17 protein-coding genes are annotated in these 14283 nt (G+C 42.4%); all 17 read right to left on the bottom strand.

The annotated features are described in order from the left end of the window. Positions 1–11: 11 nt before the first annotated feature. The 17 genes from rpsQ to rpoC all read right to left on the bottom strand — a co-directional run bounded on the left by rpsQ (position 12) and on the right by rpoC (position 14193). A complete protein-coding gene (gene rpsQ, locus ABRT01_RS09970) occupies positions 12–275 on the bottom strand; it encodes a 30S ribosomal protein S17 (protein WP_269410888.1) in 264 nt (87 codons plus the stop codon). Positions 276–304: 29 nt separating this feature from the next. Then, a complete protein-coding gene (gene rpmC / locus ABRT01_RS09965) occupies positions 305–505 on the bottom strand; it encodes a 50S ribosomal protein L29 (RefSeq protein WP_269410887.1) in 201 nt (66 codons plus the stop codon). Further along, the gene (rplP, locus tag ABRT01_RS09960) at positions 495–929 is read right to left on the bottom strand and encodes a 50S ribosomal protein L16 (RefSeq protein ID WP_269410886.1); all 435 of its coding nucleotides are present in this window, start codon (positions 927–929) and stop codon (positions 495–497) included. The genes rpmC and rplP overlap by 11 nt, the downstream gene beginning before the upstream one ends. Positions 930–947: 18 nt before the next feature. Continuing rightward, positions 948–1589, bottom strand: a complete 642-nt coding sequence (rpsC, locus tag ABRT01_RS09955) for a 30S ribosomal protein S3 (protein ID WP_269410885.1) — start codon at positions 1587–1589, stop codon at positions 948–950. Positions 1590–1592: 3 nt separating this feature from the next. After that, entirely contained in the window at positions 1593–1934 is a 342-nt protein-coding gene (rplV, locus tag ABRT01_RS09950; protein WP_269410884.1) for a 50S ribosomal protein L22, read from the bottom strand. A gap of 18 nt (positions 1935–1952) precedes the next feature. After that, positions 1953–2231 (bottom strand): 30S ribosomal protein S19, encoded by a 279-nt coding sequence (gene rpsS / locus ABRT01_RS09945; RefSeq protein WP_269410883.1) that lies wholly within the window; start codon positions 2229–2231, stop codon positions 1953–1955. 52 nt (positions 2232–2283) lie between these two features. Then, positions 2284–3114, bottom strand: coding sequence for a 50S ribosomal protein L2 (gene rplB, locus ABRT01_RS09940; protein WP_269410882.1), 831 nt, complete (start codon positions 3112–3114; stop codon positions 2284–2286). A 27-nt stretch (positions 3115–3141) separates the two neighbouring features. Next, the gene (rplW, locus tag ABRT01_RS09935; protein ID WP_269410881.1) at positions 3142–3429 is read right to left on the bottom strand and encodes a 50S ribosomal protein L23; all 288 of its coding nucleotides are present in this window, start codon (positions 3427–3429) and stop codon (positions 3142–3144) included. Further along, the gene (gene rplD / locus ABRT01_RS09930; protein ID WP_367746974.1) at positions 3429–4052 is read right to left on the bottom strand and encodes a 50S ribosomal protein L4; all 624 of its coding nucleotides are present in this window, start codon (positions 4050–4052) and stop codon (positions 3429–3431) included. The genes rplW and rplD overlap by 1 nt, the downstream gene beginning before the upstream one ends. A 26-nt stretch (positions 4053–4078) precedes the next feature. Further along, complete coding sequence (gene rplC, locus ABRT01_RS09925) at positions 4079–4708, bottom strand: 50S ribosomal protein L3 (protein WP_269410879.1); 630 nt, start codon at positions 4706–4708, stop codon at positions 4079–4081. A 31-nt stretch (positions 4709–4739) separates the two neighbouring features. Beyond that, positions 4740–5048 carry a 30S ribosomal protein S10 gene (gene rpsJ / locus ABRT01_RS09920; RefSeq protein ID WP_269410878.1) on the bottom strand — a complete coding sequence of 103 codons (309 nt, stop codon included), beginning with the start codon at positions 5046–5048 and terminating at the stop codon, positions 4740–4742. A gap of 462 nt (positions 5049–5510) precedes the next feature. Next, complete coding sequence (gene tuf, locus ABRT01_RS09915; RefSeq protein ID WP_269410877.1) at positions 5511–6701, bottom strand: elongation factor Tu; 1191 nt, start codon at positions 6699–6701, stop codon at positions 5511–5513. A 117-nt stretch (positions 6702–6818) separates the two neighbouring features. After that, complete coding sequence (gene fusA / locus ABRT01_RS09910) at positions 6819–8897, bottom strand: elongation factor G (RefSeq protein WP_367746970.1); 2079 nt, start codon at positions 8895–8897, stop codon at positions 6819–6821. A 160-nt stretch (positions 8898–9057) separates the two neighbouring features. Then, positions 9058–9528, bottom strand: a complete 471-nt coding sequence (gene rpsG, locus ABRT01_RS09905) for a 30S ribosomal protein S7 (RefSeq protein WP_269410875.1) — start codon at positions 9526–9528, stop codon at positions 9058–9060. A gap of 102 nt (positions 9529–9630) precedes the next feature. Further along, entirely contained in the window at positions 9631–10041 is a 411-nt protein-coding gene (gene rpsL, locus ABRT01_RS09900) for a 30S ribosomal protein S12 (protein WP_269410874.1), read from the bottom strand. Positions 10042–10180: 139 nt separating this feature from the next. Further along, positions 10181–10435: a 50S ribosomal protein L7ae-like protein gene (locus ABRT01_RS09895; protein ID WP_367746967.1), complete on the bottom strand. Its 255-nt coding sequence runs from the start codon at positions 10433–10435 to the stop codon at positions 10181–10183. A 158-nt stretch (positions 10436–10593) separates the two neighbouring features. Further along, complete coding sequence (gene rpoC / locus ABRT01_RS09890; RefSeq protein WP_269410872.1) at positions 10594–14193, bottom strand: DNA-directed RNA polymerase subunit beta'; 3600 nt, start codon at positions 14191–14193, stop codon at positions 10594–10596. Positions 14194–14283 lie beyond the last annotated feature (90 nt).

Raw genomic sequence — 14283 nt, 5'->3', positions numbered from 1 at the left:
GCGAACTTTTATTAAATAATGACCGCTTCTTCAACAACATCAATCAAACGGAAACGCTTAGTGGCTGAAAGCGGGCGTGTTTCCATGATGCGTACGATATCACCAATTTTTGCTTGATTGTTTTCATCATGTGTTTTAAATTTTTTCGAGTATTTTACACGTTTACCGTATAATTTATGGAACTTATAGGTTTCAACCAAAACTGTGATCGTTTTGTCCATTTTATCTGATACTACACGGCCGGTATATACTTTACGATTATTACGTTCAGTCATTTTGAGGCTAACCTCCTCTCTTATTTACGTTAGTTATTCACACTTATTTCACGTTGACGTACAACTGTTTTCATACGTGCAATTGATTTCTTAACTTCACGAATTCGTGCCGTATTTTCCAATTGTCCAGTTGCTAACTGAAAGCGCAAATTAAATAGTTCTTCCTTTAACGTTTTGACCTTTTGTTCAATTTCGGCAGTGGTTAGCTCTCTAATCTCATTAGCCTTCATTGATTTCACCACCAATTTCTTCACGTTTTACGAATTTGGTTCGAATCGGCAGTTTATGAGAAGCAAGACGCAATGCTTCACGTGCGACTTCCTCGGATACACCGGCGATTTCAAACATGATTTTCCCAGGTTTTATAACAGCGACCCATCCTTCAGGGGCCCCTTTACCGGATCCCATACGAACTTCAAGAGGTTTTTTGGTATAAGGTTTATCTGGGAAAATTTTAATCCACACTTTACCGCCACGTTTCATGTAACGGGTCATAGCAATACGAGCAGCCTCAATTTGACGACTTGTAATCCATGATGCATCAATTGCTTGCAGGCCGTACTCACCAAATGCTACTGTTTTACCACCTTTTGCTTGACCTTTCATACGGCCACGGTGTTGTCTACGATATTTTACACGTTTTGGCATTAACATAATGCATTGCCCCCTTCCTTAGTTATCAGTTTTTGTTGGAAGGATTTCACCACGATAGATCCACACTTTAACACCCAATTTACCATAAGTGGTGTCTGCTTCAGCTGTTCCATAATCAATGTCAGCGCGCAATGTGTGCAATGGTACTGTTCCTTCACTATAATGCTCCGCACGGGCGATATCCGCTCCACCCAGACGTCCGGATACTTGTGTTTTTATTCCCTTTGCGCCTCCACGAATAGCACGTTGAATAGCCTGCTTTTGCGCACGGCGGAAAGAGATACGATTCTCTAATTGACGAGCAATATTTTCAGCAACTAATGTAGCATTCAAATCCACTTTTTTGATCTCAACAATATTAATATGGACACGTTTGCCAGTCAAGCTGTTTAATGATTTACGTAAAGCTTCTACTTCTGAACCGCCTTTACCAATTACCATACCTGGCTTACCAGTATGAATGGTGATGTTAACACGGTTTGCTGCACGTTCAATTTCAATAGAAGACACAGCAGCAATACGTAGACGGTTTTCAAGATATTCTCTGATTTTAATATCTTCATGTAGTAAGTCTGCATAGTCTTTGCCTGCGTACCATTTTGACTCCCAGTCACGAATTATACCGACACGCAGACCTTGAGGATTTACCTTTTGACCCACTGACTATCCCTCCTTCTTTTCTGTGACAACCACTGTAATGTGGCTTGTGCGTTTGTTGATTTTACTTGCACGTCCTTGTGCCCGTGGACGAAAACGTTTCAGCGTAGCACCTTCATTTACAAATGCTTCTGATATAACCAAACTGTCTGTATCCATTTCGTAGTTGTGTTCGGCATTTGCGATTGCTGAGTTGAGCACCTTTTCTACGACTGGAGAAGCACCACGTCGGGTATGGCGTAAAATGGCAATAGCCTCACCAACGTTTTTTCCTCGAATTAAATCTATTACTAAGCGAACTTTACGAGGAGCAATACGAACGGATTTAGCAACGGCTTTAGCTTGCATATAGAGCGCCTCCTCTCATTAGCGTTTTGTTTTCTTATCATCGCCTGCGTGCCCTTTAAACGTCCGGGTTGGCGCGAATTCACCTAATTTATGTCCGACCATGTCTTCCGTAATATAAACTGGCACATGTTTGCGCCCGTCATAAACAGCCACAGTGTGACCAATAAATTGAGGGAATATAGTTGAACGACGAGACCACGTTTTTACAACCTGTTTCTTGTCGTCTTCATTTAATTTCTCTATCTTCTTCATTAGATGGTCATCTGCAAAAGGTCCTTTTTTCAAACTGCGACCCATGGATAAACCTCCTTTCAAAGTTAGATACGGGGGGAACTTCCCGTCTATACCGTTATTTTTTACGTGAACGCACGATATACTTATCTGTTTGCTTATTGCGTTGACGTGTTTTGTATCCAAGTGTAGGTTTACCCCAAGGTGACATTGGTGATTTGCGTCCGATTGGTGCGCGTCCTTCACCACCACCATGTGGGTGATCATTAGGGTTCATAACAGATCCACGTACGGTTGGGCGCTTGCCTAACCAACGCGTGCGGCCCGCTTTACCAACACGAATAAGTTCATGTTCCACGTTACCAACCTGGCCAATTGTTGCACGGCAAGTTGATAAAACTAACCGAACCTCTCCAGAACCTAAACGTACCAAACTATATTTTCCTTCGCGACCAAGAATTTGCGCCTCAGCACCAGCAGATCTGGCTAATTGGCCACCATTCCCCGGTTTTAATTCAATGTTATGAACAACTGTACCAACCGGAATATCTTTTAGTGCCAGTGCATTACCTAGTTTAATATCGGCATTCTCGCCAGATTCAATTTGCTGGCCTACTTTGAGTCCTTTTGGTGCTAATATATAGCGTTTTTCACCGTCTGCATAATGAATTAAAGCAATATTTGCTGTGCGGTTAGGATCATACTCAATAGTAGCAACGCGTCCAGGTATACCATCTTTATTCCGTCTGAAATCGATCATCCGGTATTGACGCTTATGTCCACCACCTTGATGACGAACAGTTAATTTTCCCTGGTTATTGCGGCCGCCACGTTTATATATCGGGCTTAACAGGGATTTTTCTGGTTGATCTGTTGTAATCTCCGCAAAATCAGATATCGACATATTACGTCGACCATTTGAAGTTGGTCTGAATTTTTTAATCGCCATCTTGTTTTCCCTCCTTCACATTAACTTTTAGCCTTCAAAGAAATCCAGTTCTTTACTGTCTTCCGAAAGCTGGACGATAGCCTTTTTACGATCTGAGCGATAACCGCCATACCGACCCATTCGTTTGAATTTACCTTTTACATTTAACGTATTTACTTTAATTACTTTCACACCAAAGACATCTTCCACAGCATCTTTGATTTGTGTTTTATTCGCTTTGGGGCTTACTTCGAACGTATATTTCTTATCTGCCATTAATTCGGCAGAGTTCTCTGTAATGACAGGGCGCTTAATAATATCTCTTGAACCTTCCATTATGCAAGCACCTCCCCTGCTTTTTCAGCCGCATCCTTCGTCAGAATCAGCTTGTCATGCGTGAGTAAATCAACTACATTCACTTCTTCTACAGTAAGTACTTTTACTGTTTGAAGGTTGTTTGCTGAACGGATTACCGTTTCATCTTTTTCCGCTGTAACAATTAATGCCTTGTTATCCACGTTCAAAGCTTGAAGCATGTTGACAATTTCTTTTGTTTTTGGGGCATCGATTGTTATACCGTCAAGAACAACCAGATTTTCTTCATTTACTTTGGAAGATAGCGCTGATTTAAGTGCCAGACGACGTACCTTTTTCGGCAATTTGTAGCTGTAACTCCGTGGTGTTGGACCAAAAACTGTTCCGCCGCCTACCCATTGTGGAGCACGAATGGAACCTTGACGAGCACGGCCGGTACCTTTTTGACGCCATGGTTTGCGACCACCGCCACGTACTTCTGAACGATTTTTCACATCATGGGTGCCTTGACGCAATGATGCCTGTTGCATAACAACAGCTTCATGTAATACATGGGTATTCGGTTCAATGCCAAAAACGGAATCGGTCAACTCCATATCTCCTGCTTGTGAACCATCTTGTTTAAATAGTGCTACTTTAGGCATGACATATCCTCCCTTCGTTTGTATAATTAGTTAGCCTTGATTGCACTTGTGACTTTTACGTATGACTTTTTCGCACCAGGTACATTACCTTTGACAAGAATTAGATTGCGCTGTGCATCTACATTAACTACTTCAAGGTTTTGGATCGTAACCTGTTCGCCGCCCATTTGACCTGGCAGACTTTTTCCTTTGAAGACACGCATTGGATCAATATCACCCATTGCACCAGGTGCACGATGGAAGTGTGACCCGTGTCCCATTGGTCCGCGCTGCTGATTGTGCCGTTTGATTGCACCTTGGAAACCTTTCCCTTTTGATGTTCCAGTTACATCAATTTTGTCTCCAGCTTGAAATACTTCAACGCTAATTTCCTGACCTACTTCATATTCATCAAGATTTGCGTTACGGATTTCACGAACGTAGCGCTTAGGGGTTGTGTTTGCTTTTTCAGCATGCCCTTTTTCTGCTTTATTCGTGCGAGATTCCTTTTCATCAGCAAATCCAATTTGAATAGCTTCATAGCCGTCATTCTCCATCGTCCGTTTCTGCAGGACTACGTTTGGCTCAGCTTGAATAACTGTAACAGGAAGCAATTCTCCGTTCTCAGAAAAAAGCTGTGTCATGCCGATTTTACGACCTAAGATTCCTTTCGTCATCCGTTACACCTCCTATTTGGTACAAAATTTATTAAAGTTTAATTTCAATATCCACACCGGATGGTAAATCAAGACGCATTAATGAATCCACCGTTTGTGGTGTTGGATTAACAATATCTATCAACCGTTTATGTGTGCGCATTTCGAATTGCTCACGTGCATCTTTGTATTTGTGCACTGCACGCAACACCGTATAAACAGATTTCTCTGTAGGTAACGGGATTGGACCGGAAACGGCTGCTCCAGATCGCTTTGCAGTATCTACAATTTTTTCTGAGGACTGATCCAAAATTCGATGATCGTACGCTTTTAAACGGATTCTAATCTTTTCTTTTGCCATTATTTTCCCTCCTTTACGCCCATTTTATAATAGACATTCTCCGTGAAAATTTCTTGACCACCCGCCATGGCAAAGGGGCCGGGTGTGCCAACAACCTTCCACTTCATCGCCTTGTGACCAACATTTCAATTATATAGAATCATGATGGTCAATGCAACCCTTTTTTTCTGATTAATATAAGTATAACCGTCATCATGTATGGTCATAAGCCTAATTTAACACTTGTACCCATTAGATTGCACATTTATGTATTATACTTACTTTTTACACGGAATGCAAGGGATGACGGGAGTTTTTTTAAACAAGTTAGCGCCCGGTTGGCGACGTACGTGCCGAACTCACAACAGGAGCTAAACTCCCCAACAACAAATACCCATCACACGCAGCTTCCATAAACCAAAAAACAGACGGTGTCGTCACACCGCCTGTCTAACATTTCAAGCTAGCTTATTTTATCAACAATTATTTTTCAATAGTTGTTACAACGCCTGATCCAACAGTACGTCCACCTTCACGGATAGAGAAGCGGGTACCATCTTCAATAGCGATTGGTGAAATGAGTTCAACAGTCATTTCAATGTTATCGCCAGGCATTACCATTTCTACTCCTTCTGGTAGTGTAATAACACCAGTCACATCCGTTGTACGGAAATAGAATTGTGGACGATAGTTAGCAAAGAATGGTGTATGACGTCCACCTTCTTCTTTTGACAATACATAAACTTCAGCTTTAAAGTTCGTGTGTGGTGTGATTGAGCCTGGTTTAGCCAACACTTGACCACGATTGATATCTTCACGGGCTACACCACGAAGTAATGCACCGATGTTATCACCAGCTTCTGCATAGTCAAGCAACTTACGGAACATTTCTACACCAGTAACAGTAGTTTTTCCTGGTTTTTCGTTAAGGCCGATGATTTCAACTTCATCACCAACTTTAACAGTTCCACGTTCTACACGACCAGTAGCAACTGTACCACGGCCAGTGATAGAGAATACGTCCTCAACAGGCATCATGAATGCTTTTTCATGATCACGTTCTGGTGTTGGAATGTATTCGTCAACTGCATCCATCAATTCAAAGATTTTAGCTTCATAGTCAGCGTCACCTTCAAGTGCTTTTAATGCAGAACCTTTGATTACTGGTACATCGTCACCAGGGAAGTCGTATTCAGTTAATAGATCGCGAACTTCCATTTCTACCAATTCTAATAGCTCTTCGTCATCAACCATGTCACATTTGTTCAGGAAAACAACGATAGCAGGTACACCAACGTTACGTGACAACAGGATATGTTCACGAGTTTGCGGCATTGGGCCATCAGCAGCAGATACTACCAGAATCGCACCGTCCATTTGTGCTGCACCAGTGATCATGTTTTTAACATAGTCAGCGTGGCCTGGGCAGTCAACGTGCGCATAGTGACGGGAATCCGTTTCATACTCAACGTGTGAAGTTGCAATCGTGATTCCACGTTCTTTTTCTTCTGGAGCACCGTCGATTTGATCGTATGCCATTGCAGTACCTTTACCTGATTTCTTATGCAATGTAGTGGTAATTGCTGCAGTTAATGTTGTTTTACCATGGTCAACGTGACCGATTGTTCCAATGTTTACGTGACTTTTCGAGCGATCGAATTTTTCTTTACCCATTTATATTTCCTCCTTTAATTAAATGAACATGTATATTATGATGGTAGGAAAATAACTTATTTGGGTTATTTTCCTTACCTTCATTAAAGTTATACTTTAGATTTATCAAAAAATCAATTATTCACCAGCATTTTTTTTGATAATTTCTTCAGAGATGCTTTTTGGCACTTCTTCATAGTGATCAAAATGCATCGTATATTGTCCACGTCCTTGTGTGTTTGAACGCAATGCAGTTGCATAACCAAACATTTCCGAAAGGGGTACAAATGCTTTGATCATTTGTGCTGGGCCACGTGCTTCCATGCCTTCTACACGTCCGCGACGGGAGGTTACATCTCCCATAATGTCACCCATATATTCTTCAGGAATGGTGATTTCAACCTTCTCAATTGGTTCAAGCAGTACTGGGTTACATTTGTTTTTCGCTGCCTTCAACGCCATTGATGCAGCAATCTTAAATGCCATTTCATTAGAGTCAACATCATGGTAGCTGCCATCAAATAATGTAGCTTTGACATCAATTAACGGATAACCGGCTAACACACCATTTTCCATGGATTCTTTAATGCCTGCTTCGATAGCGGGAATGTATTCACGTGGAACAACTCCGCCAACAATTTTGTTTTCAAACTCAAAGCCTGCTCCTTCTTCATTAGGTTCAAATTTAACCCAAACGTGACCATATTGTCCACGTCCGCCAGATTGACGAATGAATTTACCTTCAACCTCAGCAGAAGAACGGAAAGTTTCACGGTACGCAACTTGTGGCGCACCAACATTGGCTTCTACTTTGAATTCGCGTTTCAGGCGGTCAACAATGACATCCAGGTGAAGTTCACCCATACCGGAAATGATTGTTTGACCAGTCTCAACGTTTGTTTCCGTTTTAAATGTTGGATCTTCTTCCGCAAGCTTCCCTAATGCAATGCCCATTTTATCCTGGTCAGCTTTGGTTTTTGGTTCAATCGCTACGGAAATAACCGGTTCCGGGAATTCCATGGATTCCAGGATGACCGTGTCTTTTTCAGCACATAGCGTATCACCGGTTCCGGTATCCTTCAATCCTACTGCAGCAGCGATTTCACCAGAATAAACAGTGGAAATTTCCTGACGGTGATTGGCGTGCATTTGCAGAATCCGTCCAACCCGTTCCCGTTTGTCTTTTACTGAGTTCTTCACATATGAACCGGAGTCCAATGTTCCGGAATAAACGCGGAAGAATGTCAGTTTACCAACATACGGGTCTGTCATTACTTTAAATGCCAGTGCTGAAAATGGTGCATCGTCATCTGACGGCCGTGTCACTTTCTCTTCAGAATCTGGCAGGATACCTTCGATTGGCGGTACATCCGTTGGTGCTGGAAGGTAATCAATAACACCATCAAGCATTAATTGAACACCTTTGTTCTTAAATGCTGATCCACCAAACACTGGGTAGAATTCAACATTCAATGTTGCCTGACGAATGGCGGCTTTTAGTTCCTCTTCGGAAATCTCTTCGCCTTCCAAATATTTCATCATCAAATCTTCATCAAGTTCGGCAACAGCTTCAACTAATGAATCGCGCATTTCTTGAGCTTTGTCTTTATACTCATCAGGAATTTCCCGGGCATCTGCACGAGTTCCTAAATCGTCCTCATAGTAATAAGCTTCCATCGTGACTAGATCAATGAGACCTTCAAAATTATCCTCTGCACCAATTGGCAATTGAACCGGATGGGCATTGGCACCTAACCGTTGTTTTAGTGTACCGGTCGCATACATGAAGTCAGCACCGATCTTATCCATTTTGTTAATAAACACAATACGTGGCACGCCATATGTGGTTGCTTGGCGCCACACTGTTTCTGTTTGTGGTTCAACACCCGACTGTGCATCAAGGACTGTTACAGCACCATCAAGGACACGCAATGAACGTTCCACCTCAACTGTGAAGTCTACGTGGCCCGGTGTGTCAATGATGTTAATACGATGGTTCTTCCATTGGGCAGTCGTTGCAGCGGAAGTAATCGTAATTCCGCGTTCCTGCTCTTGCTCCATCCAGTCCATTTGAGAGGCACCTTCATGTGTTTCACCAATCTTATGAATACGTCCTGTATAGAAAAGAATACGCTCAGTTGTAGTGGTTTTACCTGCGTCAATATGCGCCATAATACCAATATTGCGCGTCTTTTCCAAGGAGAACTCTCTCGGCATGTATTCTTCTCCTTTCTTGTGAAAACATTTAGTGTATAAGCTGTTCAAAAAGTATAAAATGAACTCCGAATTTCGGATATAGTATTGGCATTACAACAGAACGACAAAAATCTTAGCCGACCCCGGTTCTTTTATTTTTCTTTTGAACACGCCTGAAATTTTACCAACGATAGTGAGCAAATGCTTTGTTTGCTTCTGCCATCTTGTGCATTTCTTCGCGTTTTTTAACAGATGCACCTGTGTTGTTTGATGCGTCCAGAATTTCGTTTGCAAGGCGTTCTTCCATTGTTTTCTCTCCGCGGAGTCGAGAATAGTTAACAATGTAACGAAGCCCCAATGCTTGACGTCGTTCAGGTCTCACTTCCATTGGTACCTGGTAGTTTGATCCACCAACACGGCGGGCACGCACCTCAAGTACTGGCATAACATTTTTCATTGCTTGTTCAAAAACTTCCATTGCGTTTTGACCGCTTCGTTCGCCAACAAGTTCAAATGCTTTATAAAGAATTTTTTGTGCTTTGCCTCGTTTGCCGTCAACCATGATTTGATTGATTAAACGAGTTACTAATTTTGAATTGTATAATGGATCCGGTAAGACATCGCGTTTAGGTACTGGTCCTTTTCGTGGCATATGTCCCCCTCCTTTCTCAGAATCTTGGTTGAAGTTCAAAAGGCACGAAAAAAGAACGATTCCCTTTAATTGCCTTTTTGAACGCTTTATACCTGGCTGTTATTATTTCTTTTTCTTTGTTCCATATTTTGAACGTCCTTGTGCACGTCCTTCAACACCGGCTGTGTCAAGTGCACCGCGAACAATATGGTACCGTACCCCCGGCAGGTCTTTTACACGTCCGCCGCGGATAAGCACAACACTATGTTCTTGCAAGTTGTGGCCAATACCAGGAATATAAGCTGTTACCTCAATGTTGTTTGACAAACGAACACGGGCATACTTACGAAGTGCCGAGTTAGGCTTCTTCGGTGTCAATGTTCCTACACGGGTACAAACACCACGTTTTTGCGGAGATGAAAGATCGGTGAATGATTTTTTAAAACTATTGTACCCTTTGTTTAATGCAGGTGAGTCAGATTGTTTTGTTTTGCTGACACGGCCTTTACGTACAAGTTGGTTAATTGTAGGCACTTTATTATCCTCCCTTCAAGTATAAACTGTAAAAATATCGTCTTGTACCACCTGGTGCCACAGCAATTTGTAATACCACGTACCCAGGTGGTTCATTTTTAAACAAAAAACAAAGCTTTCACGAGGGCCCTCGCCAAAACTAATCATGTTTAATTGCTACAGTTGATGCACCAACATCTATTCCACAAGCTGCGCCAAGCTTTTTCATTGAATCAACACGATCTATGGAAATATTTAGTTCATCAGCCAAACGCACTACCTCTTCAATCATTTGTTGATCTGCATCGTTCGCAACAACTACTTCACTGATGACGCCTTTTTCCATGGCTTTAAGCGTCTGCTTTATACCGATTATTAATCGTGAGCGAACCTGAGTTACTTTTTCATAAGACATCGTAATATCCTCCAAAGCAAACAAGTATAATCGGAAGCACCTTGAATATAGTACCATTGTCTTTTTTTAATGTCAACACAAATTTAGATGAAACTCATATAAGGTGCTTCCGATTACTTACTATACTTTTTCTTTATCTCTACTTCTTTTTTTGCTGTTTATTGCACTACTTCTTCTTGTTCATCTTCCTGTGGCTCATCAATAGCTGCTTCAATTTTCCGGTACCTGTCAATACCTGTTCCAGCAGGTACCAGCTTACCAATAATGACGTTTTCTTTCAAACCAAGCAGCTCATCCCGTTTTCCTTTTATAGCAGCATCCGTTAAGACACGCGTTGTTTCTTGGAAGGACGCAGCAGACAGGAATGAATCTGTTTCCAACGATGCTTTTGTGATACCGAGTAATACCGGTTTGCCAACAGCCGGCTGTCTTTCTTCATGAAGGACTTCCTGATTGGCTTCTTTAAACTGGTGTATTTCCAGTAATGAACCAGGCAGAACATCCGTATCACCGCCATCCATAATGCGGATTTTACGAAGCATTTGTCGTACCATAACCTCCACGTGTTTATCGCCAATTTCAACACCCTGCATGCGATATACACGCTGCACTTCACGCAGGAGGTAATTCTGTACGCCATCTACACCTTGTACGCGCAGTAATTCTTTCGGATCCACAGAACCCTCAGTCAATTCCTGTCCGGCAATGACTTGATCATCAAGTGATACTTTAAGCCGTGCATTGTACGGAACAGCGTATGACTTCTCTTCTACGTCACCCTGGATGACAATTTCCTGTTTGTCTTTTACTTCTTTAATCTCTTTAACCGTTCCAAAAATTTCTGTGATTACGGCCTGACCTTTTGGATTACGCGCCTCAAACAATTCCTGAATACGAGGGAGACCTTGTGTGATATCATCACCAGCAACTCCGCCTGTATGGAAAGTACGCATAGTTAACTGTGTACCAGGTTCACCAATTGATTGGGCTGCGATGATTCCAACTGCCTCACCAACTTCAACCTCATCACCAGTTGCCAGGTTACGGCCATAACATTTCTTACATACCCCGTGTTTCGTGTTACATGTAAATGCGGAACGAATAGTAACCTGCTCAATACCTGCTTCAACGATTTGTTTTGCCTGATCTTCCGTGATTAACGTGTTAAATTCAGCGATTGTATCACCTGTTTCCGGATGACGCACTGTTTCAAATGCGGTCCGGCCAATGAGTCGGTCCACAAGCGGTTCGATCACTTCAGTACCATCTGTTAACGCCTCAACAGTTAAGCCTCGATCTGTTCCACAATCGTTTTCCCTGACAATAACATCTTGAGCAACATCAACAAGACGACGCGTTAAGTAACCAGAGTCAGCTGTCTTCAATGCCGTGTCGGCTAATCCTTTTCTGGCTCCGTGTGTGGAAATAAAGTATTCCAATACAGTTAGCCCTTCACGGAAGCTTGATTTAATCGGTAACTCAATAATACGTCCAGATGGGTTAGCCATTAGACCGCGCATACCAGCAAGCTGCGTGAAGTTGGAAGCATTACCACGTGCTCCGGAATCGCTCATCATGAAAATTGGGTTACGAGCATTCAGCGACCCCATCAATTTATCCTGAATGGTATCCTTCGCTTGTGACCATACCGCAATAACACGGTCATAGCGTTCTTCCTCCGTGATTAAACCACGACGAAATTGTTTCAATACCTTATCTACTTTTTGCTGTGCATCTTCCAGAATATCCTCTTTTTCTTTCAATACCACAATATCGGATACCCCAACTGTCATACCAGCCTTGGTAGAAAAGCTGTAGCCAAGGTCCTTCATGCGGTCAAGCATTTTGGAAGTTTCACTGACTTTAAATTTCTTGAATACTTCCGCAATAATATCGCCCAAAAACCCTTTTTTGAATGGTTTGATCAGCTCACGTTTTTCAATTTCCTCTTTTATATTCGTTCCGTTTTCCACGAAATATTTCTCCGGTGTGCGAACCTCAAGATTGGTCTTGGTTGGTTCATTAATATATGGGAACGAATCAGATAAAATCTCATTAAATATTAATTTCCCTACCGTTGTTAGTAACAATTGATTTTGCTGTTTTTCGGTAAAGGTCTCATTGTTTACACTAGATGCCTTAACAGCTATTCGTGTGTGCAAATGTACATAACCATTTTGGTAAGCAATTAACGCTTCATTGATATCGTTAAAAACAGAGCCTTCACCAATTGCATTCTCCCGTTCAAGCGTTAAATAATAGTTTCCCAACACCATGTCCTGAGACGGCGTAACAACTGGTTTGCCATCTTTCGGGTTCAAGATGTTCTGGGCAGCAAGCATTAAAATTCGTGCTTCCGCCTGCGCTTCAGCTGACAACGGTACGTGTACCGCCATTTGGTCTCCATCAAAATCGGCATTGTATGCTGTACAAACAAGTGGATGCAAACGAATCGCACGACCTTCAACCAATGTCGGTTCAAAAGCCTGAATCCCAAGTCGGTGTAAGGTTGGAGCCCGGTTAAGCAATACCGGATGTTCTTTAATAACATCTTCTAAAACATCCCAAACCTCAGGATGAACCCGCTCAATTTTACGTTTGGCTGATTTAATGTTATGCGCCAATCCCTTTTCCACAAGTTCTTTCATGATAAACGGTTTAAACAGTTCCAAAGCCATTTCCTTTGGCAAGCCACACTGGTACATTTTCAAGTGTGGTCCAACAACGATAACAGAACGGCCGGAATAATCAACCCGCTTACCCAATAAGTTTTGACGGAAGCGACCTTGTTTTCCCTTTAGCATATGTGACAATGATTTTAACGGCCGGTTACCTGGACCGGTTACTGGGCGGCCGCGGCGACCGTTATCGATTAAAGCATCGACTGCTTCCTGCAGCATTCGTTTCTCATTTTGCACAATAATACTTGGTGCACCAAGATCCAGGAGGCGCTTCAAACGATTATTGCGGTTAATAACGCGACGATATAAATCATTTAAATCAGAGGTTGCAAAACGTCCGCCGTCCAATTGAACCATCGGCCTGATTTCCGGCGGGATAACCGGCAACACATCCATAACCATCCAGGACGGTTCATTACCGGAATGACGGAATGCCTCCAGTACTTCCAATCGTTTAATTGCACGGGTGCGTCGTTGACCATGCGCCGTTTTGAGTTCTTCTTTTAGTATATCCGCCTCTTTGTCGAGGTCAATATCCTCAAGAAGTTTGCGAATTGCCTCGGCGCCCATTTGTGCCTTGAACGTTTTCCCATATTTATCATAATAGGCACGGTATTCTTTCTCGGATAATAATTGCTTCCTCTCCAATGGCGTACTGCCGGGATCAGTGACAATATATGCCGCGAAATAAATAACCTCTTCCAATGCACGTGGTGACATATCCAGTACGAGTCCCATTCTGCTCGGGATTCCTTTAAAATACCAAATATGTGAAACTGGTGCGGCAAGCTCAATATGTCCCATCCGCTCACGACGAACTTTTGCCTTGGTTACCTCCACACCACAACGGTCACATACAACACCCTTGTAGCGCACTCGTTTATACTTTCCGCAATGACATTCCCAATCCTTCGTGGGTCCAAAAATACGCTCACAAAAAAGCCCATCCTTCTCCGGCTTTAATGTACGATAATTAATCGTTTCCGGCTTTTTAACCTCACCATATGACCATGAGCGGATTTTCTCTGATGATGCTAAACCAATTTTCATATACTCAAAGTTGTTTACATCTAGCAAGGGGCCTACCTCCCTTTTTAGTGTCCGATTTCCTCATTATGCTAAAACCTAAAGATGTTGGCAAGTTCCATGCCAACATCTTTGGTTGTA

The organism is Lentibacillus sp. L22 (genome assembly GCF_040812445.1).
Lineage (GTDB): Bacteria > Bacillota > Bacilli > Bacillales > Amphibacillaceae > Lentibacillus_C > Lentibacillus_C daqui.
This window is presented reverse-complemented; position numbering and strand designations above follow the sequence as displayed.

Coding starts and splice junctions, on each gene's coding strand:
- rpsQ (WP_269410888.1), bottom strand. CDS start 275: ATGACTGAACGTAATAATCGTAAAGTATATACCGGCCGTGTAGTATCA.
- rpmC (WP_269410887.1), bottom strand. CDS start 505: ATGAAGGCTAATGAGATTAGAGAGCTAACCACTGCCGAAATTGAACAA.
- rplP (WP_269410886.1), bottom strand. CDS start 929: ATGTTAATGCCAAAACGTGTAAAATATCGTAGACAACACCGTGGCCGT.
- rplV (WP_269410884.1), bottom strand. CDS start 1,934: ATGCAAGCTAAAGCCGTTGCTAAATCCGTTCGTATTGCTCCTCGTAAA.
- rpsS (WP_269410883.1), bottom strand. CDS start 2,231: ATGGGTCGCAGTTTGAAAAAAGGACCTTTTGCAGATGACCATCTAATG.
- rplB (WP_269410882.1), bottom strand. CDS start 3,114: ATGGCGATTAAAAAATTCAGACCAACTTCAAATGGTCGACGTAATATG.
- rplW (WP_269410881.1), bottom strand. CDS start 3,429: ATGGAAGGTTCAAGAGATATTATTAAGCGCCCTGTCATTACAGAGAAC.
- rplD (WP_367746974.1), bottom strand. CDS start 4,052: ATGCCTAAAGTAGCACTATTTAAACAAGATGGTTCACAAGCAGGAGAT.
- rplC (WP_269410879.1), bottom strand. CDS start 4,708: ATGACGAAAGGAATCTTAGGTCGTAAAATCGGCATGACACAGCTTTTT.
- rpsJ (WP_269410878.1), bottom strand. CDS start 5,048: ATGGCAAAAGAAAAGATTAGAATCCGTTTAAAAGCGTACGATCATCGA.
- tuf (WP_269410877.1), bottom strand. CDS start 6,701: ATGGGTAAAGAAAAATTCGATCGCTCGAAAAGTCACGTAAACATTGGA.
- fusA (WP_367746970.1), bottom strand. CDS start 8,897: ATGCCGAGAGAGTTCTCCTTGGAAAAGACGCGCAATATTGGTATTATG.
- rpsG (WP_269410875.1), bottom strand. CDS start 9,528: ATGCCACGAAAAGGACCAGTACCTAAACGCGATGTCTTACCGGATCCA.
- ABRT01_RS09895 (WP_367746967.1), bottom strand. CDS start 10,435: ATGTCTTATGAAAAAGTAACTCAGGTTCGCTCACGATTAATAATCGGT.